The sequence below is a fragment of the Microcoleus sp. w1-18aA5 genome (assembly GCF_036701705.1).
GTDB lineage: Bacteria > Cyanobacteriota > Cyanobacteriia > Cyanobacteriales > Microcoleaceae > Microcoleus.
Window position 1 is genome coordinate 1 of record NZ_JAUPTE010000063.1, and the last position, 21287, is coordinate 21287.

Annotated in this window: 27 protein-coding genes and 1 pseudogene; 18 read left to right on the forward strand and 10 right to left on the reverse strand. The window is 45.8% G+C overall.

Going from position 1 to position 21287, the window contains the following annotated elements; all coding sequences use genetic code 11:
* The first annotated feature begins 231 nt into the window (after positions 1-231).
* Together Q5691_RS20255 and Q5691_RS20260 are read left to right on the forward strand one after the other, a co-directional pair.
* The gene (locus Q5691_RS20255) at positions 232-1008 is read left to right on the forward strand and encodes a DUF6816 family protein (protein WP_333346631.1); all 777 of its coding nucleotides are present in this window, start codon (positions 232-234) and stop codon (positions 1006-1008) included.
* Positions 1009-1032: 24 nt separating this feature from the next.
* Positions 1033-1224 (forward strand): annotated as a pseudogene (locus Q5691_RS20260) (photosystem II q(b) protein); the annotation flags it as partial.
* An 83-nt stretch (positions 1225-1307) separates the two neighbouring features.
* Here Q5691_RS20260 and Q5691_RS20265 read toward each other — a convergent pair.
* Complete coding sequence (locus Q5691_RS20265; protein ID WP_333346633.1) at positions 1308-2201, reverse strand: hypothetical protein; 894 nt, start codon at positions 2199-2201, stop codon at positions 1308-1310.
* A 298-nt stretch (positions 2202-2499) separates the two neighbouring features.
* Complete coding sequence (locus Q5691_RS20270) at positions 2500-2799, reverse strand: Uma2 family endonuclease (RefSeq protein WP_333214884.1); 300 nt, start codon at positions 2797-2799, stop codon at positions 2500-2502.
* 224 nt (positions 2800-3023) lie between these two features.
* Between Q5691_RS20270 and Q5691_RS20275 the strand changes: the two genes are divergently transcribed.
* The gene (locus Q5691_RS20275; protein WP_333214886.1) at positions 3024-3176 is read left to right on the forward strand and encodes a hypothetical protein; all 153 of its coding nucleotides are present in this window, start codon (positions 3024-3026) and stop codon (positions 3174-3176) included.
* 236 nt (positions 3177-3412) lie between these two features.
* On the opposite strand, the gene Q5691_RS20280 is transcribed toward Q5691_RS20275, so the two are convergent.
* Both Q5691_RS20280 and Q5691_RS20285 read right to left on the reverse strand, forming a co-directional pair.
* Complete coding sequence (locus Q5691_RS20280) at positions 3413-3766, reverse strand: hypothetical protein (protein ID WP_333214888.1); 354 nt, start codon at positions 3764-3766, stop codon at positions 3413-3415.
* Between the two features lie 89 nt (positions 3767-3855).
* Entirely contained in the window at positions 3856-4053 is a 198-nt protein-coding gene (locus Q5691_RS20285) for a hypothetical protein (RefSeq protein WP_333214890.1), read from the reverse strand.
* Between the two features lie 24 nt (positions 4054-4077).
* Here Q5691_RS20285 and Q5691_RS20290 point away from each other — a divergent pair, with 24 nt between their 5' ends.
* Positions 4078-4395 carry a hypothetical protein gene (locus tag Q5691_RS20290; RefSeq protein ID WP_333214892.1) on the forward strand — a complete coding sequence of 106 codons (318 nt, stop codon included), beginning with the start codon at positions 4078-4080 and terminating at the stop codon, positions 4393-4395.
* Between the two features lie 573 nt (positions 4396-4968).
* Here the strand turns inward: Q5691_RS20290 and Q5691_RS20295 are convergent.
* A complete protein-coding gene (locus tag Q5691_RS20295) occupies positions 4969-5754 on the reverse strand; it encodes a PspA/IM30 family protein (RefSeq protein ID WP_006635936.1) in 786 nt (261 codons plus the stop codon).
* A gap of 70 nt (positions 5755-5824) precedes the next feature.
* Between Q5691_RS20295 and Q5691_RS20300 the strand changes: the two genes are divergently transcribed.
* Positions 5825-6001, forward strand: a complete 177-nt coding sequence (locus Q5691_RS20300) for a hypothetical protein (protein WP_333167716.1) — start codon at positions 5825-5827, stop codon at positions 5999-6001.
* A gap of 54 nt (positions 6002-6055) precedes the next feature.
* On the opposite strand, the gene Q5691_RS20305 is transcribed toward Q5691_RS20300, so the two are convergent.
* Together Q5691_RS20305 and Q5691_RS20310 are read right to left on the reverse strand one after the other, a co-directional pair.
* Positions 6056-6760 carry a PspA/IM30 family protein gene (locus Q5691_RS20305; RefSeq protein ID WP_333214894.1) on the reverse strand — a complete coding sequence of 235 codons (705 nt, stop codon included), beginning with the start codon at positions 6758-6760 and terminating at the stop codon, positions 6056-6058.
* A gap of 144 nt (positions 6761-6904) precedes the next feature.
* Positions 6905-8143 (reverse strand): SPOR domain-containing protein, encoded by a 1239-nt coding sequence (locus tag Q5691_RS20310; protein ID WP_333214896.1) that lies wholly within the window; start codon positions 8141-8143, stop codon positions 6905-6907.
* A 512-nt stretch (positions 8144-8655) separates the two neighbouring features.
* Between Q5691_RS20310 and Q5691_RS20315 the strand changes: the two genes are divergently transcribed.
* The gene (locus Q5691_RS20315; protein WP_333085038.1) at positions 8656-8958 is read left to right on the forward strand and encodes a hypothetical protein; all 303 of its coding nucleotides are present in this window, start codon (positions 8656-8658) and stop codon (positions 8956-8958) included.
* A gap of 220 nt (positions 8959-9178) precedes the next feature.
* Here the strand turns inward: Q5691_RS20315 and menB are convergent, their stop codons facing one another.
* Both menB and Q5691_RS20325 read right to left on the reverse strand, forming a co-directional pair.
* Positions 9179-10012 (reverse strand): 1,4-dihydroxy-2-naphthoyl-CoA synthase, encoded by an 834-nt coding sequence (gene menB, locus Q5691_RS20320; RefSeq protein ID WP_190733148.1) that lies wholly within the window; start codon positions 10010-10012, stop codon positions 9179-9181.
* Positions 10013-10318: 306 nt separating this feature from the next.
* Positions 10319-10915: a TerB family tellurite resistance protein gene (locus tag Q5691_RS20325; RefSeq protein WP_333233117.1), complete on the reverse strand. Its 597-nt coding sequence runs from the start codon at positions 10913-10915 to the stop codon at positions 10319-10321.
* A 75-nt stretch (positions 10916-10990) separates the two neighbouring features.
* Between Q5691_RS20325 and tadA the strand changes: the two genes are divergently transcribed.
* From tadA to Q5691_RS20345, 4 genes are all read left to right on the forward strand, one after another.
* Positions 10991-11491, forward strand: coding sequence for a tRNA adenosine(34) deaminase TadA (tadA, locus tag Q5691_RS20330; protein ID WP_333311525.1), 501 nt, complete (start codon positions 10991-10993; stop codon positions 11489-11491).
* Between the two features lie 282 nt (positions 11492-11773).
* The gene (locus Q5691_RS20335) at positions 11774-12502 is read left to right on the forward strand and encodes a lysophospholipid acyltransferase family protein (protein WP_333346636.1); all 729 of its coding nucleotides are present in this window, start codon (positions 11774-11776) and stop codon (positions 12500-12502) included.
* Positions 12492-12656, forward strand: coding sequence for a hypothetical protein (locus tag Q5691_RS20340; protein ID WP_333214904.1), 165 nt, complete (start codon positions 12492-12494; stop codon positions 12654-12656). Before Q5691_RS20335 ends, Q5691_RS20340 begins: the two co-directional genes overlap by 11 nt.
* 79 nt (positions 12657-12735) lie before the next feature.
* Entirely contained in the window at positions 12736-13104 is a 369-nt protein-coding gene (locus Q5691_RS20345) for a hypothetical protein (protein ID WP_333214906.1), read from the forward strand.
* A gap of 181 nt (positions 13105-13285) precedes the next feature.
* Here the strand turns inward: Q5691_RS20345 and Q5691_RS20350 are convergent, their stop codons facing one another.
* Entirely contained in the window at positions 13286-14050 is a 765-nt protein-coding gene (locus Q5691_RS20350; RefSeq protein WP_333139323.1) for an ABC transporter ATP-binding protein, read from the reverse strand.
* A gap of 922 nt (positions 14051-14972) precedes the next feature.
* On the opposite strand from Q5691_RS20350, the gene Q5691_RS20355 reads away from it, so the two are divergent.
* From Q5691_RS20355 to Q5691_RS20390, 8 genes are all read left to right on the forward strand, one after another.
* Positions 14973-15593, forward strand: a complete 621-nt coding sequence (locus Q5691_RS20355) for a DUF4231 domain-containing protein (protein WP_333311528.1) — start codon at positions 14973-14975, stop codon at positions 15591-15593.
* A gap of 250 nt (positions 15594-15843) precedes the next feature.
* The gene (gene gor, locus Q5691_RS20360) at positions 15844-17187 is read left to right on the forward strand and encodes a glutathione-disulfide reductase (protein ID WP_333214911.1); all 1344 of its coding nucleotides are present in this window, start codon (positions 15844-15846) and stop codon (positions 17185-17187) included.
* 184 nt (positions 17188-17371) lie between these two features.
* Positions 17372-17908, forward strand: coding sequence for an opioid growth factor receptor-related protein (locus Q5691_RS20365; protein ID WP_333311529.1), 537 nt, complete (start codon positions 17372-17374; stop codon positions 17906-17908).
* A 283-nt stretch (positions 17909-18191) separates the two neighbouring features.
* Positions 18192-18782: a sigma-70 family RNA polymerase sigma factor gene (locus Q5691_RS20370; protein ID WP_333311539.1), complete on the forward strand. Its 591-nt coding sequence runs from the start codon at positions 18192-18194 to the stop codon at positions 18780-18782.
* Positions 18779-19225 carry a hypothetical protein gene (locus tag Q5691_RS20375; RefSeq protein ID WP_333311530.1) on the forward strand — a complete coding sequence of 149 codons (447 nt, stop codon included), beginning with the start codon at positions 18779-18781 and terminating at the stop codon, positions 19223-19225. Before Q5691_RS20370 ends, Q5691_RS20375 begins: the two co-directional genes overlap by 4 nt.
* A 19-nt stretch (positions 19226-19244) precedes the next feature.
* Positions 19245-19727: a Spy/CpxP family protein refolding chaperone gene (locus Q5691_RS20380; RefSeq protein ID WP_333214919.1), complete on the forward strand. Its 483-nt coding sequence runs from the start codon at positions 19245-19247 to the stop codon at positions 19725-19727.
* Positions 19728-19828: 101 nt separating this feature from the next.
* The gene (locus Q5691_RS20385; protein WP_333214921.1) at positions 19829-20518 is read left to right on the forward strand and encodes a YqiA/YcfP family alpha/beta fold hydrolase; all 690 of its coding nucleotides are present in this window, start codon (positions 19829-19831) and stop codon (positions 20516-20518) included.
* Positions 20519-20550: 32 nt separating this feature from the next.
* On the forward strand, positions 20551-21258 hold the full coding sequence (locus Q5691_RS20390) for an ROK family protein (RefSeq protein ID WP_333214923.1): 708 nt from the start codon (positions 20551-20553) through the stop codon (positions 21256-21258).
* The last annotated feature ends 29 nt before the right edge of the window (positions 21259-21287 follow it).

The following is a 21287-nucleotide window of genomic DNA, read 5'->3' on the forward strand; positions in this document are numbered from 1 at the left end:
TTTTGGATAGGCAAGCGTGTAACAACTCTGCTGCCTATCTTTTTTTACCACAAGTTGGCTCAATCCTTACTAGCTATGGGTTTCAGGTGGGTTGTCACCCCCCCAGGTATAAAATATGATGTTTAACTGATTTGTTGTCTGATTTTTGAATTAATGAACCGCAGAGGGCGCAGAGAAGAGATAAAGAAGAGAAAGAGAGACAGAAAATTAATTGTTTGAATGTAATTGGGTATGAAGGTAATTTGGAGTTTTTGTCTGGTTTTGGCGGTACTGCTGTGGGGTGGCGTTGCGAGGGCGGGGGTTTTGGGCGATCGCATATCAAGTTTTCCCGATTGGGAAAGCAAGCCTTCTATCGCTGTAGCTAAGGGAGATTTGGTATATCCAGACTGGATGGCGGGGAATTGGAATGTTGCTAGCACTTTGGTAGATTTAGCCTCTCCTTTAGCGCCAAATATTGTCACGCCAGGGTTTGAAAGCAACCGCCAGTATTTGCAGCAGCCGATATTATTTAAAGTGCGATTTCAACCTAAAAAAAATCTTGGGTTAATTTCTAATTTAACATTTAAAAAGGCTCAAAAGATTGTAGCCGATCGCAATTTTAACGGTTTGAATATTGCCAAGGCTTATTTAGGCGATCGTGGCGTACTTTCAGTGAAAGTCGATCCGACCAATCCCAACCGCCAAATTACTGTTTTGAAAGGGGAACGCCAATTAATTTCGATTGTTACCAGTCGGGGAACTGAGACGCCGAATCCTCGCGAGTTTGTGTCTACAGAGATTTCTCAGCAGATTTTTCGGGGAGAGTCTGATATTTATTTAAACGAGGTGGAAACTACAACTGCTTATCAAGTTGTTGGAGGTGGGAAAAATGGCGATTCTGCGAGTAAAAGAATTGAGGCGGATCAGGTGACAGCGATTTATTTGTCGCCACAAGACCCGGATTATTTTGCGGCTGGGGGGCATCCTGTGGCTTTGTACCGATATCGGTTGGAGTTGGTGCGGGCATAATTAAACTGTCATCTCGATCTACCTAGCAACTTCAACTTCAACCAATCCATTATCGACTCGCAAGGTAGTGTGATCAATACTTGGGCTGATGTGATTAACCGCGCTAACTTGGGTATGGAAATGATGCACGAACACAATGTTCACAACTTCCCGCTTGATTTGGTTGCTGGCGAAACAACTCCTGTAGCAATGGTTGCTCCTTCTATCAATGGCTAAGTTTTAGCTTTTGATTGACCAATAGCGCTCCTAGTAATATGGGCGCTTTTTGTTTACAGTAGAGCATATGATCTGTGTTCGCCCTACCTCCTCACTGGCTGAAATCCCTGCACAAAACTCACCCAGCGTAGTAATTTATCACCTGTAATATCTAGGATGGGAATGTTGAAACTTCTGACAGCGGGGCGACCGACTTCACCAGCCGAAAAAGTCACATTCGTAGGTTCCGACTTACCTAAACCATAGGCACTAGCTATTTGATTAGCAAGTCGGCAGGTTATTACAAAACTTCCCATATTAATCGTGCCACCCCCAGCCTCGTAATTCCAAGTAATACCGGGTGTTAAATTTTCTTGTTGACACATAAAGTGGGTGACTTCAAACATTTTGGCAATGTGAACGTCATATTGCCTTAACCGTCCTCCATACGCCGATGCTGTGGTATCGCTTTCTGGTACTACAATCGATCCAAATCCTTCGTCAAAACCAAGCTTCACCGGCAGCGCTGTGGAACTTGTAAGCGGTTGACTCGCTTGGGGTTGTACGCGAGTCGATGACATCTGTATTGGTTTGACAAATTGACTATTAGCGCGAATAAAACAACCTTGCGCCGCACCAGCAGTGTAGGTTTTTCCTACAAAAAGCCAAGGTAAAGCCCTGGTATCACGGAAAGTAACACCAGCATTACCAGGAAAGCTTTCAAAACGCTGTCCCTGTTTTAAAACACCAACTACAGACCAATTAAAAACATCAAATGGAGTGGGGTTGTCAACACGCATAAATTCTTCAAAAGAAGAATTCATACGACAATTTAACCCCTTTGGATCTGGGTCTACTACTTCCCAATAAGTATGATAATATCTTCCCGTATAATCCCCTTGATTATTAGGACTAGGGAGAGGTGCAGTAGAACCCAGTTTAGCTATGCCTAATACCAGAAGAGTTGCAAGAGAAATAGTTTTTAATTCTTTTAACATGGGTATCACTTTTTAAACACTAAATTTATTGTAAGGATTCAGGTCACTGAACTCCTTGCTGGGCAAAGACTTTAGATATGGAGCTTGATACTCAATCAATCGCTATTCTCAATAAACCACGAAAAACTGTCACTTCTCCTCGTTTATTGACAATTAAACACGAAAGACAAAAACCCTTATTTTGCCCTAAAACCCTTGCCAGACAAGCGTTGGAGCCGCAAGTTTTTAGACCTGAATCCTTACAATTTATTGACCATCAAATTGCGATCGCACGTCTTCAACAATCTCGACCCCCCCCTCATGGGATGAAAAGCCGATTCACACCCATATAGGCATTAATATTAAGCACAATCTCAATTAGACCTTCAACACAAAGCTCTCGATCCTCGGTGTCTCTGAGCAAAAGTCCCAAGTAAATTAACAGGTTACAGGCGATCGCGCTGTGGACTTCTGAACCTACTGGCATAGCGATAATCTCTCCGTTAAAGTATTCGTGACGTTCTTCGGCTGTTTCCTCGATCGCCCGGTATTCATCTGGAGTAAAGCGAGTCTTTGTCGCATCGGGAAGATTTGGCGGGTTGGTTGAAGCAATAACCACGATCGCACCTCGTAAATAATTAGACCTTAAATAATTATGGCTTACAGCTAGATAGTTTTCCTAACCCAGAGGCGTTTTCTGAATTTCATTCAAATTCCCTAAAGAACTCTCCATGCCTTTTTCCAATTCTGCTTCACAACCGCTAAATTCTCGCTTTCCTTTTATTTTTAACACTCAATTGCTTGGTAATAGATGTATAATAATGCAAAGCAAAAATCAGATTAATGCCAAAAAACACCAAAGTTAAAACAAAGGTAAAAAAAGACGTAAACGACAGTCGGGAAGTCATCGTAAACATCGCCAAAATGATTGAGCAAAGCCCAAAACCGGCAGCAAAAGAACTTAAAAGCAGCAACCGCACCTTAGACATAGTTTAATTTAAAGATTATCAGTAAAATGCACTCTTGGCACCTAACGATGAGTGCCAAATGATACTTATTACTATATAGCGGAATTGCTCAGTTCCGCCAAGGGCAAAACGACTGCTTTCCTAAAAAGGTTTGAATTATACAGAAAAATACAGCCCACGCTCTTGTAAACTCCTGTTGCTCGACTTAATATCAATCAAAGGAATTCCCCAGCCTCCGCGAGCATTCCACCTTTCGCCGTACAGTTACCGCAACCGCAATCCCGCTGACAGTAAAGTATTAGCTTCCAAAACCGCGCTTTCCCTGGGATTCCAAACATTGCCAAAATCCACAAATGGCGTCACCTGCAAAACTCCTTGCTTGTCGCGGGTGCGCTGGCATCGGATACCGCAAATCGGCTGAATCAAAAATCCCGCTAGGGGTAAGCATTGCATCCTGACAGTAACCCCGCAAGATATCTGAGCCCCCTCTAGCGAATTGTTCGATCGCCAAAAGCTCTGCCCCTGCCCCAGCCAATTCCCCATCCGATCGTACCACCAGCAGCCTCTCAGCAGCCAAAAACCGCACGTACTGCTATTGACCACGAGGTCAAAAATCAACTGTCAGGGCTGCTGCTCACCGTAGCGCCAAATGCTGCAACTCCCTAACAGAACTGCGATCGCGCCACCAAGACATCTCTCTCTCCCCTTTAAGTAAAATCCTGAAACAGCCTCAGCACCGCAACCCGATTTCTTCCCCGATTATCTGCTGCCGACGACAGTGGAAAATCCTTTCCCAGCAAAGATGTATCGCTTTCTCGACTGCGAGTACCAATACCGATCGCGATTTCTCTTCTCGGATTTTGCACGATCGGCTCGCGGTAAATCAACTGCCAACTACTTCCCATCGATCGACTTTGATCGTACCGGCAATGTTAGCAATTCTGCAGGCTGTGCCGACGCGGGAACAGCAGGCGGCAAAAGCTGTGCGGCTGAAGGCAAGGGCTTTGGTGGCGTGGGTTATGGGAGGGGAGCCGAATTTGACAGCCGCGGGTTGGGAATCGGAAATTCGTGTCTGTTTTCTCCTCGGTTCGGCAATTGAGGGAGAGTGTCTGCGGGCTCACTTTGGGTCAATTGATCGAGTTCCGGGATGCTATTTTCTTGCTCTTTACTGCCTCTATTTAATTCTGAACCCGAGTATAAATCACGAAGCCGATCGCGATCGTCTGCTGTTTCTTGATTTAGTTTGAATTGAGGCGGTAAATTATCATGCAAAATTGGCGCTTGCACCCCTGAGTCGGTACCAACCATCGACTCACCCACACTTAAAGCTGATAGCAGTGCGGGGCAAATAGCTGCAATTGAAAAACCAAGTGCTAATGCCTTGAAAAACTTGATTTTACAAAAGCCTCTCGAAAATTGCACGGGCATGACAGATTAGCCATATTTGATAGTTATTTACACTTACGATCGGGCGCGGCCGGCGCAATTGCAAGGAATAAAATTACTCTATCACTTTTGACAGAGTTAATTCCTTAAGTCAATATAAAGATAGTTGACAGCACTCTTATTTTATGTACTAAATAATTACTGAAAAAAACTCTGACCTCCCAAGCTAGCCATCTTGCAAGGAATAAAATTACTCTCTCACTTTTTAAACACTTAATTCCTTAAGTCAATATAAAGATAGTTGACAAAACCTATGTTTTGTGTGTTAGACAATTGCTGAAAAAAACTCCGACCTCCCAAGCTAGCCCTGTAGGTCGGCGGAGCATTCTATCAAACCTGCGATCTGAGAAATAGGTAAATTTTGATACAGATTACTACATTTTATTGAGCTGCGATCGCAATTCTTCCAACTCAGCGTCAATCACCGGGCTCGACTCCGAGCTACTAGCTGCTGCCGTTTTACCCGCTGCCGGCAATTGACCTTGAGACACAGAACCCCCGGTCAGTTGAGCTTTCATCTGAGCCAACTCGTCGTCAACATCGCCGCCGCTTTCGAGCAAGCGGAACTGTTCCTCTAAATTGCTGCCGCCGGCGGCCAATTCTGCCGAAGCCCCCGCGCGAGCTTCAATCTGCAAAACTTTTTCTTCCATGCGATCGAAAGCCGCCATTGAACTGCCAGTATTCAAGGTGCCAATGGTATTGTTGAGCTGTTCCTGAGCTTTAGCAGCGGATATCCTCGCTTTGAGCATATCCTTCTTAGTCTTAGCTTCGGAAATTTTGCTCTCCAAACCGATCAAGTTACGCTTGAGACTTTCCACCTGAGCCGATTGCTGATCCAGACTAGCTTTCAGCGTAGCCGCCGTTTCAGCGTGAGACTTTTTGCGAACTAGCGCTTCCCGGGCCAAAGTCTCGTCTCCCTTTTGCAGGGCTAGCTGAGCGCGCTGCTGCCACTGGTTAGACTGAGATTCAGCTTGATTGTACTGAGTCTGGGTACGCTTTTGAGTGGCGATCGCGCTGGCAACGGCCTGACGCAACTGCACCAAGTCTTCCTGCATATCCGTAACAGACTGTTCTAAAATCTTTTCCGGGTCTTCAGCTTTGTTGACCAGATCGTTAAGATTGGCTTTGACGACTCGGCTAATGCGGTCAAATAATCCCATAATGCTATTTTTCCTGGATGAGGTGTACGAAGTAGGCGGAAAGCAGGCTTGATAGCCCTAGCCCGCAGTTGTGAAATTCACTCTTGTCAGATTTTTAGTGCGATTTAGTTTTTGGCAATTTTTGCAGACAGATAAATCCAGTTTAAAGCGATCGAGTAATGTGATGCAGGCAAGCTTATTCATGCACATATCTATTGAGTTTAACTTCGATCCGGGAATTCCCCAACAGGCTTCGAGCCATCTCTAGCTAGGCTGTTGAGAAGTTTTTGCTCGTCCCGACTCTTCTTCTATTGCCTGGGGTTCAGGATGCGGGCGGCTCGCCCGACGGCAATTTGGGTGTATTGTTGCCCGGAAGCATTTGTGCTTTCATCGCCGCCAACTCGGTATCCACATCGTCGGCACCTTCGAGAGAGAGAAACTTCTTTTCTAAATCGTTAGTTCCGAGTTCCGCGATTGCTTCGGAGCGAGCTTCTAGCTGCATGACTTTCTCTTCCATCCGTTCAAAGGCGCTCAAAGCGCTGCCGGTACTGAGATTGCCCATCATTTCTTGCAGCCTTTCCGACGATGCGGCCGATCGAGCTCGGGCAATGTACATATCTTTTTTAGATTTTGCCTCGGAAATTTTACTTTCGAGAGTCCGCATATTTTCTTTAAGTTTAGTCACAACAGCGTTCTGTTGTCCCAGACTGGCTTTCATCGCCGTTGCCGTTTCTTGATAAGATTTCTTGCGCGTCAGAGCTTCCCGCGCCAAACTTTCCTCGCCTTTTTGCAAAGCTAGCTGCGCCCGCTGATGCCATTCTGCTGCTGTAGACTCAGCTTGGGAACACTGGCGTTCAGTGCGTTTTTGAGCTGCAATCGCTCCTGCCACAGCTTGTCTAAGCTGCACTAAATCTTCCTGCATATCCATTACAGCCTGTTCCAGAATTTTTTCTGGGTCTTCGGCCGCCCCGACTAAACTGTTAATATTGGCTCGAATCACTCGCCATAGGCGATCGAATAATCCCATTTTGCCCGTCTCCCGATTTTATTAAATTTTAGATTTAGGACTGGGAATTGACAATTACAAAACCAATTTTGTGTTAGACAAAACATTCATCATTGTCTAGCTTTGTCTAACAATTTAGTTAAAGTTTTTCACCCTTTACCTAATTTATGGTTGATAGTATTGTGGCTTCACCCCTTTTTCTTGGAGTTCTTTCACCAAACGTTCTGCTGAGGCAGGATCGTTCAAAGCCCCCATTTGGATCTTGACACCCTTTGAGAAGTTTCGCACGTAGGCATCGGGAACAGCGGTTCTGGCTTGCTGCAGCGATTTTTCGTCGGTGTAATCGGTGACAACGTAATAGAAACCGTCGGCGGCCCGTGCAGGCCTTCCCAGCGGGGATGCGGCTGCTGGGGATGCGGCTGCTGGGGATGCGGCTGCTGGGGATGCGGTCGCCGGGGATGCGGCGGCAGGCTGGGCTGGGGAGGGTGTTGGAGGCAGTGTCGGCAGTGTCGGCACTGGCTGGGCGGCGCTGGGGCTGGGAGTGGGAAGCAAAGCTGTACTCAGATTGTTGAGTCCTTGTTCCCTGCCTCTGGCCGGGTTGCCGTCTTCTGTAGGAATCGGCACAGCCCCGCTGGGGCCCGGAGGCGCTGGCGGAGTTGGCGGGATTGATGCTTTTGGTGACGGGGAAGGAATCGGGCTGACTGTCGGCTGGACATTGCTGAGAGTGCTCAAATCTAGCTCTACAAATTCCTTGGATACCAGATTTGGAGCTTTCGGCAGTTCCTTGGTGCTGGTATCTGAGGTGGAATTAGAGGCGGGACTGTCGCTGGGAGAGGGTGAGGTGCGGAGCAAACGGTTCAAGCCGGCCATCTTAACTAGATTTGACGGGTACATGACGGCGTAGCCCAAAGCTGTGCATGACAGCAAAAACAGCAGCATCGAACTCAGTCCCAAGGGAGTTAACAAACTGGCAGCTAAACTGCGTTCTACCGTAGGCTCAGCTTTTGACTCGTCCAAACTTTCGATGAGTTTTTCGCTGGATTCGAGATAATTGTTGGGTGCGAAGGCACTGCTAGATAATTTTGTGCCACCCCTGGTAGTTGCTAGCGGGGCATCGCCCTGAGTGCCGGCAAGGGATAGGGGCAGCGATAGCGGCTGCTGGGTTTCCTCCGCAGTCTCTGGCGCCAAATTTTGGGCTAGCTGTTGCTCGGTTGTGGCTGTTTGCTTGCCGGTACGAACTGAGGGCGACACCCACTGTTCGGCGCGCCTCCTGTGCCTTCTGTATGTTGTCAGTTCTGCTTCTAGATTTACATCTAGACTCCCCAGGACTGCTTGCAAAGCAGGGTTGATTGGGGTTGAAGAGGATTGATGATTTGGGGATTCAACCGAAGAACGCTTACTCATTAGCAAAACTCCTACCGCCTCTGAATTAATTTTAATGTTTTGATTGTAGATATAAACAAGAAGCTTGAAAACTTGCCTATTTTATGATTAGCTACTTTTGGCGTCAATGCAACAGGGGCCCGATCGCCTGCTGTCGATCGTCGGCAGCTATTTTTCATTTTCATTTAAAAACTTAATTGTTGCTGTTTCCCGGAGGCTGCTTACCGACACTCTCAGCCACTTTTTGTATCCTGAGCTACCGCTTATTTGTGACCTTTCATACTCCTTGGGTATTTGTACTTTTTCTTGATCCCTAACGCCTTTATAAACTTTTAACCTATGTTTTTACCTATACAATGAGCAACTACCGAGCTAATTGTTTCTATATATAACGAGATTATAAATAAATTATAAAATTTAATTATACTTCGGGGATCGCTACAAACCAGACAGCATAAAGGTTGGGATGCTCTAAAACCTGCTAGCTCTACAAAGGAGAATTAGAGATGAAAATGATTTCCCTAAGAACTTTTATGCAAACCTCATTAACTTCACCTTTAACTTCAGCTTGTGGTCACTGCCGTCACTATACCCCTGAGGGCAGACGCGGGGGTGTTTGCGCTCTACTAAGCGGCCCGGTTCAAAGCCACTGGAAAGCTTGTGCTTTAGCGGTTTCGCCTTTTAGGTCATCTTGGGAAAACATAGAAGAAATTGGAATGTGGCAAGAATCGACTCTGACGCTGCAGGATGCCACCGTCACTCTTTCCGAGCGCCATGCCTGCCAGCTTACAGGCACAACATTAACCGAAAAATCCGCTGCCGCAGTTTCGGTTTAGTTAGTCGGCAGCAGGATAGGTCATACCATTTTCGATTTTCGATTGGGAAATCACTGATCATTATCATGGTTGGGATCTGACAAAGCAGTTTCATTCTTTTTGGGAACTGGTATCAATAGTCACAATTTTGGACGATCGGGTGCATTTGGCTTTACTAACTCATAAAAATCAGCATTTACTTTAATATGAGCGCATAAAAAAAACTGATTTCTGCATCCCGCTATGGCAGCCAAGGATATTGACTAAAATCAGGTTGCCGTTTTTCCAAAAAGGCTTGTTTGCCTTCGGCGCCTTCCTGGGTCATATAGTACAGCAAAGTGGCATTTCCTGCCAGTTCTTGCAAACCGGCTTGACCGTCGCAGTCAGCATTAAAAGCAGATTTCAAGCAGCGAATCGCGATCGGACTTTTTTCGAGAATTTCCGCAGCCCACTGAATCCCTTCTAGTTCTAGTTGTTCGACGGGCACGACGCAGTTGACTAAACCCATTTCTAGGGCTTGCTGTGCGCTGTACTGGCGACACAAAAACCAAATTTCTCTGGCTTTTTTCTGGCCGACGACTCTGGCAAGATAGCTAGCTCCGAAACCACCGTCGAAACTGCCGACTTTGGGGCCGGTCTGTCCGAAAATAGCATTGTCAGCAGCGATCGTCAAGTCGCAAATTAAGTGCAGAACGTGACCCCCTCCAATTGCGTAGCCTGCAACTAAAGCAATTACAACTTTAGGCATAGATCGAATCAACTTCTGCAAGTCGAGCACGTTCAACCGGGGTATGCCACCTTCGTCTACATATCCCGCCGAACCCCGCACGCTTTGGTCGCCGCCGGCGCAAAAGGCGTATTTGCCGTCTGTATGAGGCCCCGCACCGGTGAAAAGGACAACGCCTATTTTTGTGTCTTCGCGGGCATCAGTAAAGGCATCGCACAGTTCCAGAACTGTTTTGGGACGGAAAGCGTTCCGTTTGTGAGGTCGATTGATGGTAATTTTGGCGGTGCCACCACTTTTGTGATAGAGAATGTCTTCGTAGGTTTTGGCGGTTTGCCATTCAATTTGCATAATCAATCAATTTGAGATTTGAGATTGAGCTGAGTCAATCAAGGCAGCGACAAGTCGCTTTTAGATTTTAGAGGCATTCGGTTCAATGGGATACAAGGGTCGATCGACTCTGGAAAAAAAAATAAAGCGGGATTTAGGGAGAAACCAGGTTTTTTACGAACATACGCCGTGCAGCGCTCTTGGTAGGGGTTAAACAACTCGGTTTTTGAGGGTAAGAGCGCCCCAGTCGCATCTCAATTGGAAACAGCGTCAAATCCTCGAACTCTTCTCACGACTTTTACTGCTCCAAAATTTATATGCGCTGGACTATTTGCGGAGTAAAATACTCAGCAAGTGCTTTGCTGCTTTGCCAAATACCGGATCGCGGGACTCGAATTCGCTGGGATCGAGTAAAGCTTGAACTTCGGCAAAAGCTTGTGAGTCGAGGGTTCCTTCTTTAGTAAATAAAGTGTCTATGACTGCAATGTGTCTGGAGTCGAGGCCGAGCCGATTTGCGATCGACTGTAGGTACATTTGCTCCCGCAGGTCGATGTGTCCGTCGGCCGCTGACATTTCGTAGCCGGAACCGATGAGCAACAGTTTTTCAGATTCTGAGAACAAAGCTGTCAGGGTTAGCAATTCCGTGGGGTTGAAGTAAACCTGCTGTTTCGATACTCCTTTGACAAGGCGCTGAATTAGTTCTACCCGATCGCGGTCGCCGCTAGCAAAGGCTTTGAGAGTCTTTTGCAGCCGTTCTTCTTCTTCAACTGCGATCGTCCTGTCAATAATCATCACTCCGCGCAGGATGGAAATCAGAGCAGTCAGAAACACTACCAAAGGAGTGATATCTTGTTCACGCAGCTTTTGCCGACTAATGCGGCACAACAGCTCAACAATTTCAGTGGTAATCGTAGTGGTGTCCATAATTAAAGACTCTCGATTAAGCTGTAATGTAACTTTCTTTATCGATCTTAAGTTTTTCTGTTACTTAGGTATGACGTGAATTGTAAAGCTGAGCCGTTGTCTATTCGTGATACTACTTATTTTATTCACAAACGCTGGATGACTAGGGCTGTGGAATTGGCCCAAGCAGCCGGTGATGCTGGTGAAGTACCCGTTGGTGCTGTGATTGTTGACGGTACTGGCAAATTAATTGCCGAAGCGCAAAATCGGCGAGAGCGAGATTGCGATCCGACTGCTCACGCTGAAATCTTGGCTTTGCGGGCTGCTGGTCAAGTTTTGCAAGACTGGCATCTTAACCAATGCACGCTCTACGTAACGCTGGAACCTTGCCCGATGTGCGCTGGTGCGATCGTCCAAGCTCGGATTGGTCTGCTGGTATACGGAGCAGATGACCCGAAAACTGGCACGATTCGGACTGCGGCTAATATTCCAGATAGCGCGCATTCGTTTCACCGCTTAGAGGTGCTCGGCGGTATTATGGAGTCTGTTTGCCGCGATCAGTTGCTTTCTTGGTTTGAAGCGCGCCGGAAAAATTAACAGGTAAAATTTTTTACTTTCTTCGGGGCGATGTTTAATCGAAATTGACCTTTAACTGGAATAATAGATCCGTAATTCCCCGCTCAAGCTTTCGAGGCGGCCGACTGCTCTGCATTAGTGCTGTCCGGTTGGTTGAGGTTTTACCTGTTAGAGATTATCTCTTGCGGGCGCGATCGCTCGATCGGCACAAGGCCAATAGCAAAAGTGTCCCGATCTAAAAACTAAAGATTTGGCCAACACCTTACTTTAGACTTTAGATCTCGATAAAGCAGCTTAATTGCTATGCCCCACACCGCCACGATCGCCGTTGAGTCCAGTAAATCATCTCTAGTGAAGCCAATGCCTGCCAAGGTAGCATCTAATACCTCTCGCGTTTCTCCTTGGTTAACCTCCTTGCTCTATCCGCTAGGTCACTATGTTGTCCTACCGTTTCATTTTGGCAAGATTGAGGTAACCGGACAGGAGCACTTGCCGAAAGATGGGCCTGTCATCTTAGCCCCTACGCACCGCTCCCGGTGGGATGCCCTGATGATGCCCTATTCAACTGGACAGAAGGTGACTGGACGCGATTTGCGGTTTATGGTAACTGCTGATGAGGTCAAAGGACTGCAAGGTTGGTTCATCAGACATTTGGGGGGGTTTGCTGTCGATCTCAAGCATCCGGCAATTGGCAGTCTCCGTTATGGGGTGGAACTACTCCTCGGCAGGGAAATGTTGGTGATTTTTCCCGAAGGCGGTATTTTTCAGGATGGGGAAGTTCATCCGATTAAGCCGGGATTGGCGCGTTTGGCAATGCAAGCTGAGTTGAGCAAACCGGGTTTGGGCGTGAAAATTGTACCGATGAGTATCCGCTATCGTCCGCGCATTCCTAAATGGGGTGCTCAGGTAAAAATTGCGATCGGTTCTCCGATTTCCGTGGCGGATTATGCCAATGGTGGCGGTGGCAAAAAAGAAGCACGATTGTTGACAGCCGAGCTCGAAATGGCTCTTAAAAAGCTTGATGAAAGTTGAGAAGAAGTTCGGCAACGGATTATTTAACGGATGTAACGGATGTCAGGCAGAAGGAAGTTCGGCAACGGATTATTTAACGGATGTAACGGATGTCAGTCCGATGGCAGTCGGAAGAAGGAAGAAGGAAGAGGGAAGAGGGAAGAAGGAATTATGATATAATATTTTCGGGTGCTGTGGAGAGATGCAGCACTTATTTAGCTGCTTTGTTATGTCTGTATTAAGTGTGAGCATTAATGAATTGTGCTTTGAACTTTAAGCCGGGTCAAATTGTTAGTTTAGAATGTGGAGATGCGTGCCTGCATTCAGAGGTAATCCAAGTGGTTGAGGCACGTCAAGTTTGTTGGGTGCGCCCTTTGATGTTAGTTGTATCGGCGTCGGGGAAGGATTTATCGGCAGAATACACTTTATGCGATTTGCGAGATGGTGCTGATTTGCTGTGGCCGCTGAGCTTGTTTCGCGCGGCTTTAGATACTGAGGTAATTTCACTGTTGACTGAGTTGCACTCTCTGGATGCTGATAAAAAGGATGGTGCGATCGCATCTCGGCAACTTAGAGATTTTGTCGATCGAGTTTGGGAAGCTTTTCCGAGTGCTTTTCATTAAGCAGATATCTGGCGTTTTGTCTATTAGTCCGCCAGGGGTTGAAAACCCCTGTCTAATAGCTAAAGCCCTCTTGGATAGAAGTAATACTCTCTTGATTCTTCAGTCCGCGTAGGCGGACTTCGTTTGTCTAGAAGCGATTTCAAGCGCCTAATTTTCTTTTCGCTTTTCGCGGACTATTATACTAAAATACAGCGTGTGAAAGCTCTTCGGGGTTGAGATTATTGTGAATAACTTGACCGTCGCGGAACCAGACAACGCGGCGAGTTTGACGCGCGACTTCCGGTTCGTGCGTTACCATAACAACAGTCATGCCGCTTTCGTTAAATTCTGTAAAAATATCCATTACTTCTTGAGTAGTTTTTGTATCCAATGCACCTGTAGGTTCGTCAGCCAGCAACAACACGGGACGGTTGACAATAGCCCTGGCGATGGCTACCCGCTGCTGCTGTCCTCCTGATAGTTGATTCGGTCTGTTTTGCAAGCGACTTTCCAGGCCTACTTTTGTTAAAGCATCTACTCCCCGTTCGCGTCTTTCTGCTGCGGGAATGCCGGCATAAACCATCGGTAACATGACATTTTCTAATGCTGTCAATTGAGGCAACAGGTGAAATTGTTGGAATACAAAACCTAATTTTAAATTGCGAATTCCGGCTAATTCTGATTCGGGCATTTGGGCGACATCTACGCCGTCTAAGTAGTAACTGCCGCTCGTAGGTCGATCGAGACAGCCGATAATATTCATAGCTGTAGATTTGCCAGATCCCGACGCGCCCATAATTGAGCAATATTCTCCTTGTCTTACGGTCAAGCTGACGCCGTTTAAGGCGCGAACTTCCAGGTCGCCAATCCCGTAAACTTTTGTTACCTCTTCCAGACCGACAACAACGGGCTTTGAGAGGACTTGCGGGTCGAGGTCTTGGTATGTATCGGTTTGTAGTTCAGGCATTTTTTTTCTGTGCGATCGACACAACTAACTACTAAGCTAACACTTCCCATCTGTTTTCGCGATCGGGGTGAGGGCTGTTTCGATGCTAATGAACAGAACATCTATATTCAAGTCAGAGTGAATACTTTGACACCGACCTGGAGGTAAAGTCGGAGTGGAAAAAAAAATCGGCGTTGCACAATTGGGTATGAAATTTGTAGGGGAAATCCCCCCGTGATTGCCCCACCGCTGACAGTGTAAGGACTTAGAATTACCCCTACAAGCAAAATCATACATAAATTCAGCAGAGCCAAAAAATCTATACTATTATGCAGTGACCGAAAGCATCCAGGATACAAGTCCCCGGATTCATGCGTCCAGAAATAAAAAACCTGTATCCGATAAACTTGCCTCCGAATTTATCCGTGGGGTCAATGCGAAAATCGAAAATCGAAAATCGAAAATCGATTGACTCTCTCTGTAGGGTGCTTATGGCAACCCCTGTCAAGGTACGATCGCCCTGCTTTACATCATCCTAGCCGTGGGCGATCGGCAATAAACCCAGTTTATGGGTAATCACCTGTTAAAGGAGGAAATTTTAACATCGCCATCAACAACTTTTCAAGGGTTTCAGAGTCTTCTTCACCAGGTTGACAGGGTTTGGGTGGAATAGACACCCCAATAGGCTAAACTTGTGTGCGATCGCCAAACAGACTACAAACCAATGACTACTGCTGCGGATACAAACCAGGCCGAGATTTCCAATACAGTCTCATCGAGTCCACAAATGTTATCTTTCCTGAGAATTGTTGAGTCTTTATCCATAGCCGCTTTTGTGGGTGCGTGCCTCCTTACCAGAGTTTTTCCAGACAATCAACTTATCGTTATTTTAGGAGCTGTTTTTCTCTCTAGTTTTATTTTTCTCTTCCTGACCAATAGGCAATTGGCTCAAAACTCTACGAATAGTGCAAATCAGTTAGATATCCGAAGAAAAGCTGAACTATATAATTATCTGTTAAACCCGAATAATGTTTCGGATAACAATCCGATAACCCCAGTGAGAGAAAAGGCTTTACGATATTGCCAGGAGTTGATTGACGACTATAAAAACACTAGAGAGACTTCGAGAAATATTTACTATACTTTCCAATTGGCAACCGTTGTTTTATCGGGAATCACACCAATTTTGGTATTGGTAGACAAATTGGAACCAAGTCAAGCGTTGCTCAAGTGGCTGCCGGTAATTTGTCCCGCTGTCGCCTCGATAGTCGCCAGTATCGTTACCTCTTTTCCTTTTCAGGAAAATTGGATTTCTGCTAACACGACTGTGGAATTGTTAGAAGCGGAACAGGAGAAATTTATATTGGGAGTTAGTCCGGCTTATCGTTGCTATGATGCCGACGAAGCCCAACATCAACAAATGGCAAAAATGGGAATAGAAAACTTTATCACTCAGGTGAATGAGATTCATCTCAAGCAAATCCAAAAACCAGATGAGAAACGGTCAAGAGAGCAGAATACAGAGCCAGCTCAATCTACCGAGTCAAAGTATGGGCAGAGTTAACAAATCTGACAATATCAGTAAGCAGGTAGGGTTGAGTTAGGCCACCTGCTATTATACGGCTAAACTTTTCATCACAGATGGCATTTCGGGGCTATAGGATAGCCAAAGACCGGCTCGTCCCCCGTTTTCTTACCCCTGAAATAGCTCTATATGTAGCGCTCAGAAGTTCTCAAAGGCAAATTTTTTGAGCTATCATTAAGAAAAGTTAAGCGTAAACTTGGTAAGTTGGGGATTTTTGGTAAATACAATTATGACATACGATTACGACTTGTTTGTGATAGGTGCGGGTTCCGGCGGATTGGCGAGTTCCAAGCGAGCAGCATCCTACGGCGCAAAAGTGGCGATCGCCGAAAATGATTTAGTAGGCGGAACCTGCGTAATTCGCGGCTGTGTCCCCAAAAAACTCATGGTGTACGCCTCAACATTTTCGCACCTTTATGAAGATGCGGTGGGCTACGGTTGGAGTCCAGTAGAAAGCAGTTTCGACTGGGAAAAACTTGTCACCACGGTAGATGCAGAAGTGCGGCGGCTGAGCAAACTGCACATCAGCTTTCTTGAAAAAGCCGGAGTCGAATTAATCTCAGGATACGCCAAATTTATTGACCCCCACACCGTCGAAGTTGGTGACAAAAAATTTACCGCAGCCAAAATTTTAATTGCTGTCGGCGGAGAAGCGCAAAGAGTCCCAATTGTCGGCATCGAACACGCGATTACCTCTCGCGAAATCTTTCTACTAAAAGAGCAGCCAAAACGGTTGGCAATTTGGGGAGGAGGCTACATCGGCGTCGAATTTGCTTGCATTATGAACGGGTTGGGAAGCCAAGTAACTCAAATCATCCGCCGTGACTTAATTTTGAACGAATTTGACACAGAAATTCGTACCAACGTGCAAGAAGGAATGATTAAGCACGGAATCGAAATTTTGGCAGAAAGCTCGATCAACCACATTGAGAAAACCCCAGAAGGCTTAAAATTAACTCTGTCGGGAACAGCCGAAGGAACGCTAATAGTAGACGCGCTGTTGTGCGCTACCGGGCGTCAGCCTAATTTAGAAAAATTGGGTTTAGAAAATGCGGGGGTAGAAACAGATAAAGGTGCGATCGCAGTTACCAAAGACAGCCGCACCAGTCAGCCCCACATTTTTGCAGTGGGAGATTGCACCAACCGCATCAATTTAACACCAGTTGCGATCGCCGAAGGACGCGCTTTTGCCGATACTGAATTTGGTAATAACCCCAGATCGATCAGTCACGAAAATGTTGCCTCAGCAGTATTTTCGCAGCCGGAAGCAGCTACAGTCGGCTTAAGCGAAGTGCAGGCTAAAGCAAAGTTTCCCGACTCAATTAAGTGCTACACAGCCAAGTTTAGGCCCATGTTTCACGCTTTGACAGGCGCAGACGAGAAGACTTTTGTCAAGTTAGTTGTTGAAACTAATACTGACAGAGTTTTGGGCGTGCACATGGTTGGGAAAGACGCGGGCGAGATTATTCAAGGAATGGCGATCGCTGTTAATATGGGAGCTACGAAGAAAGACTTCGACGCGACTATTGGCATTCACCCATCGACTGCGGAAGAGTTTGTGACTCTACGGTAAACAAGGCGAAGTAGCCAGAGACTTAAGTCTCTGGCTAATAGCTACAGTCGGTTAAAAATGACTCAAGAAAACTATTTTGAAAAACAGGCATGATGCCTGTTCCACACAAAAATTAAATTTTCTGGTTGTGGGGTGGGCGTCCCGCCAGCCCAAAAATACAATTTAGATACAACACAACTTATTAATGAGTGATTCAACAAAACAAAACACAATTTTAGCATTCTATCTCGGTCAGCAGCCTGATTCACAAGGCCGGGCGATCGAGGATATTTGGTCGTGGGATTACCAGAAGCTGGAATCCGTACACAATTACATTCAATGGCTGTTTCCCCTAAGAGAAAAGAGTCGCTTTAATTCCAGTGCTCCGACTTTAAATGATGAGGTAATTCAAGCTTTTAGAACAAGTGAAGAGTTGAAAAATCGCTTACTCCGTTCGTTCAATGTCATGCTGGCATTTTACGGGTTGGAATGCCGCGAAGGGGAAAACGCAGAAATTGTAATTGCAAAATCCGCAGAATATTTGTCAAGAAAAAGAGAGTGGATTCAAAAATTTAATCACAACTACCTGCGGCTGACTAGGATTATCACAAGTTTGACAGAGTTGGGATTGAAAAATTACGCTTTAGCTCTTTTCAAATGTTTAGATGAACTCTATAATGAAGACAAAAAAAGTATTGGTTTAGAAAGTTATACTTATTGGAAAAATGCTGTAAATAGTTAGAACCGATATTTGGGACTGGTCGCTATAGCCAACCCTACGGCCCACAAGAAAACTTAATTTTTGTGAAACAGGCCCGAAAGCCTGTTACGGGCGGGCTAGAACCCACCCCACAAGAAAATTAAGTTTTTGTGGAACAGGCCCGAAAGCCTGTTGCTGACATTGGTGCATTTTTACACCCCAAGCGGATTCATGCTCAAAATAATATTTTAAATTATTTGAACCTTTTTCGCGATCGTCCTGTCTAAACACTTCAGATAACGAACTGGTGGGGGAGACTTCACAGGTGTTAGCTGTGTCAGCCAATGTTTTAATAGATAACTGTTCCGACTCGGACTTAGTTGCTGAATGTTTAAAGGGCGATCGCACCTGCTTTCGCCACCTTTACCAACGCTACCAACACAAAGTCAGGTCAACCCTTTACCAACTCTGCGGGCCCTCGCTGCTTGACGACTTAACGCAAGAAGTATTCCTGCGAGTGTGGAAAGGATTGCCAAAACTCAAGCACCAAGACAACTTTTCTACTTGGCTTTATCGAATCACTTGGAATGTGGCTTCTGACCAAAGACAAGCAGTTGCTAAGCAGCATTCTTTTGATTCCAAACTCAAAAATCAAGAACAAATGGATCGGATTGTTGTCACAGATCGTACCTCTGACTTGATGCAGTTGCACTATCAAGATTTAGTGCAGCGAGGATTGGAGAAATTGAGCTTTGAACACCGCAGCGTTTTGGTGCTGCACGACTTAGAAGACATCCCGCAAAAAGAAGTAGCTCAAATTTTGGGACTGCCGGCAGGAACCGTCAAATCTCGCGTGTTTTATGCCCGAAATGCTGTGCGGCAATTTTTGCAAAAAGAAGGTGTCAGCGAGCTATGAATCACCCAAGCAGCGACCAAGAGTTAGTTAATTTCTTGAAGCAACATCGCCCAAATCTTCCTGAAGCTGCACCAGATTTAGAGCGAAAACTCCTAGCAGCAATCGAAAGTAATCAGCCGAGTTTTTCCCATGAAAATCACCGCAAAAAACCGCGATTCATTGCGTCAGCAAAGTCTGATAACAGGTTAAAAATATTCTCTGTTTCTAAGTGGGCTTTGTCGTCTGCAATTGCTGCTATTCTGCTAGTTTTTTGGTCTGGCTACCGTCCGTTTAATACTGCACAATTGCCAGATGAGGAAACAGCTAAGTTAGAAGCATTTTTAGTTACTAACTGGGAGGGTGTCCTCCATGATTCTACCCAAGAAACTATGACCGATAGCTCGCAAACAGACTGGTTGACTGTCAGCCCTGGTGCTGGCAGCCAACCGCCAACAAATAAGTAATATCAAAGAGGTAATTTTCATGTCAATTCGTCGTATTTCTGCCCTAGCAGTTTTAATGCTGACTCTCGGTAGTACAGCCGCAGCAATAGCAGTTCCTCATCCCCTCGAACCGGAAACATTTGCACAAAATCAGCGACCAAATCGACCTGGCAAGGAAGGCGGGATGTTCGAGAAACTGAATTTAAGCGCTGACCAAAAGCAGCAAATGCAAGCAGTTCGTGATCGCTACAAAGACCAAGTTTCCCAGCGGATGCAAGCAATCCGCCAAGCGAGACAAGAATTGGAAACGATGATGTCCGGCACGGCAAATGCCAGCGAAATGCGCGAAAAACACCGTCAAATAATCGGATTGAGGCAGCAGTTGGAAGAGGTGCAATTTGAAAGTACACTCGCAATGCGAGAAGTGCTCACAGCCGAACAGCGCAGCCAATTAGCTCAAATGATGCAGCAGCGCCGACAAAATGCTAAAAATCGGATGCAAAACGGTCAAAAACCACAGTAATAGTGCCATTTTGTTCACGGCTTATTAGATCCCCGACTTCTTAAAGAAGCCGGGGTTCTGGGTGTTATACTTAATATTTGTTGTTAAATATCAATTACTGAATGAATTTAAAAAACCATTCTAGTTACATTTATTTACACGGATTTGCATCAAGTCCCGATTCTCTTAAGGCAAAATATCTCCGTGATTGCTTTTCGTCCCTAGGAATTGACCTAAAAACTCCCGATCTCAATCAAAACAATTTTTCCGGTCTCACCCTCACCCGCCAGTTACAGCAAATAGAAACAGAATTTCTGCAAACCCCATCCTCCCCATCGGCCGACAAGGTAAAACAATTAGGGGGAGTTACAATAATTGGGTCGAGTTTTGGGGGACTGACAGCGGCTTGGTTGGCCCAGCGACAATTGTCAGTAAAACAAATAGTTTTGCTAGCACCGGCTTTTCAATTTATCTCCCACTGGCTGCCGCTGTTGGGACAGCAACAGTTAGAAAAGTGGCAGTTGGAGAAATATTTGCCCGTTTACCACTACGGCGAACAGCGTTATCTGCCACTGAATTATCAGTTTGTGGCAGATATGGCTCAATACCCTGAAGAAAAATTAATTCGGTCAGTCCCTACGTTAATTCTTCACGGCAAACATGATACAATAATACCGATTCAAGCTAGCAGAAATTTTGCCGCTAACCGTCCCTGGGTGCAATTAATCGAATTAGAAGACGATCATTCTTTGGGAAATGTCCTAGCGGAAATTTGGGAAGCGATTCAAAAGTTTTGCCAATTCAAAAATTAAAATTTTACCAACTTGCAAGTCTCAACAATCAAATGACTGAACAAGATCGATCGACTCGCACCTTAGCCGTGGATATTGGCGGAAGCGGCATCAAAGTTATGGTTTTGGACAATGAAGGTGATCCCCAAACGGAACGCAGCCGCTTAGAAACGCCTCAACCACCGAAACCCGAACCCGTACTAGAGGCGATCGCCTCTTTAGCCAGCGGACAAGGAGAATTTGACCGAGTATCCGTCGGTTTTCCCGGAGTCGTGCGTCTAGGCGTCATAAAAACCGCAGTGAATTTAGATCCGTCTTGGATAGATTTTGACCTAGAAACTATCCTTAAAGATCGCTTGGGGAAACCTGTGCGAGTGGCTAACGATGCCGATATTCAAGGATTGGGAGCAATTGCTGGGACAGGGGTAGAATTAGTAATTACCCTGGGGACCGGTTTCGGTTCTGCCTTATTTGTCGATGGTATCTTGGTGCCAAATCTAGAATTAGGGCATCACCCGTTTCGCAAAGGGGAAACTTACGAACAGCAATTAGGGCGATCGGCATTAGATACAGTCGGTTCCAAAAGATGGAATCGCCGTTTGGAAAAAGCGCTCACCTATCTGCAAAATCTCTTTAACTGCGATCGCATTTACATCGGCGGCGGCAATACTAAAAAGATTGCTGTTGAGTTACCGCCGCAGGTTAAAATAGTACCAAATGTGAGCGGTTTATTGGGCGGGATTGCTTTGTGGCGTGATTGAATAAACAAACTTTGTGGCCAAAATACCCA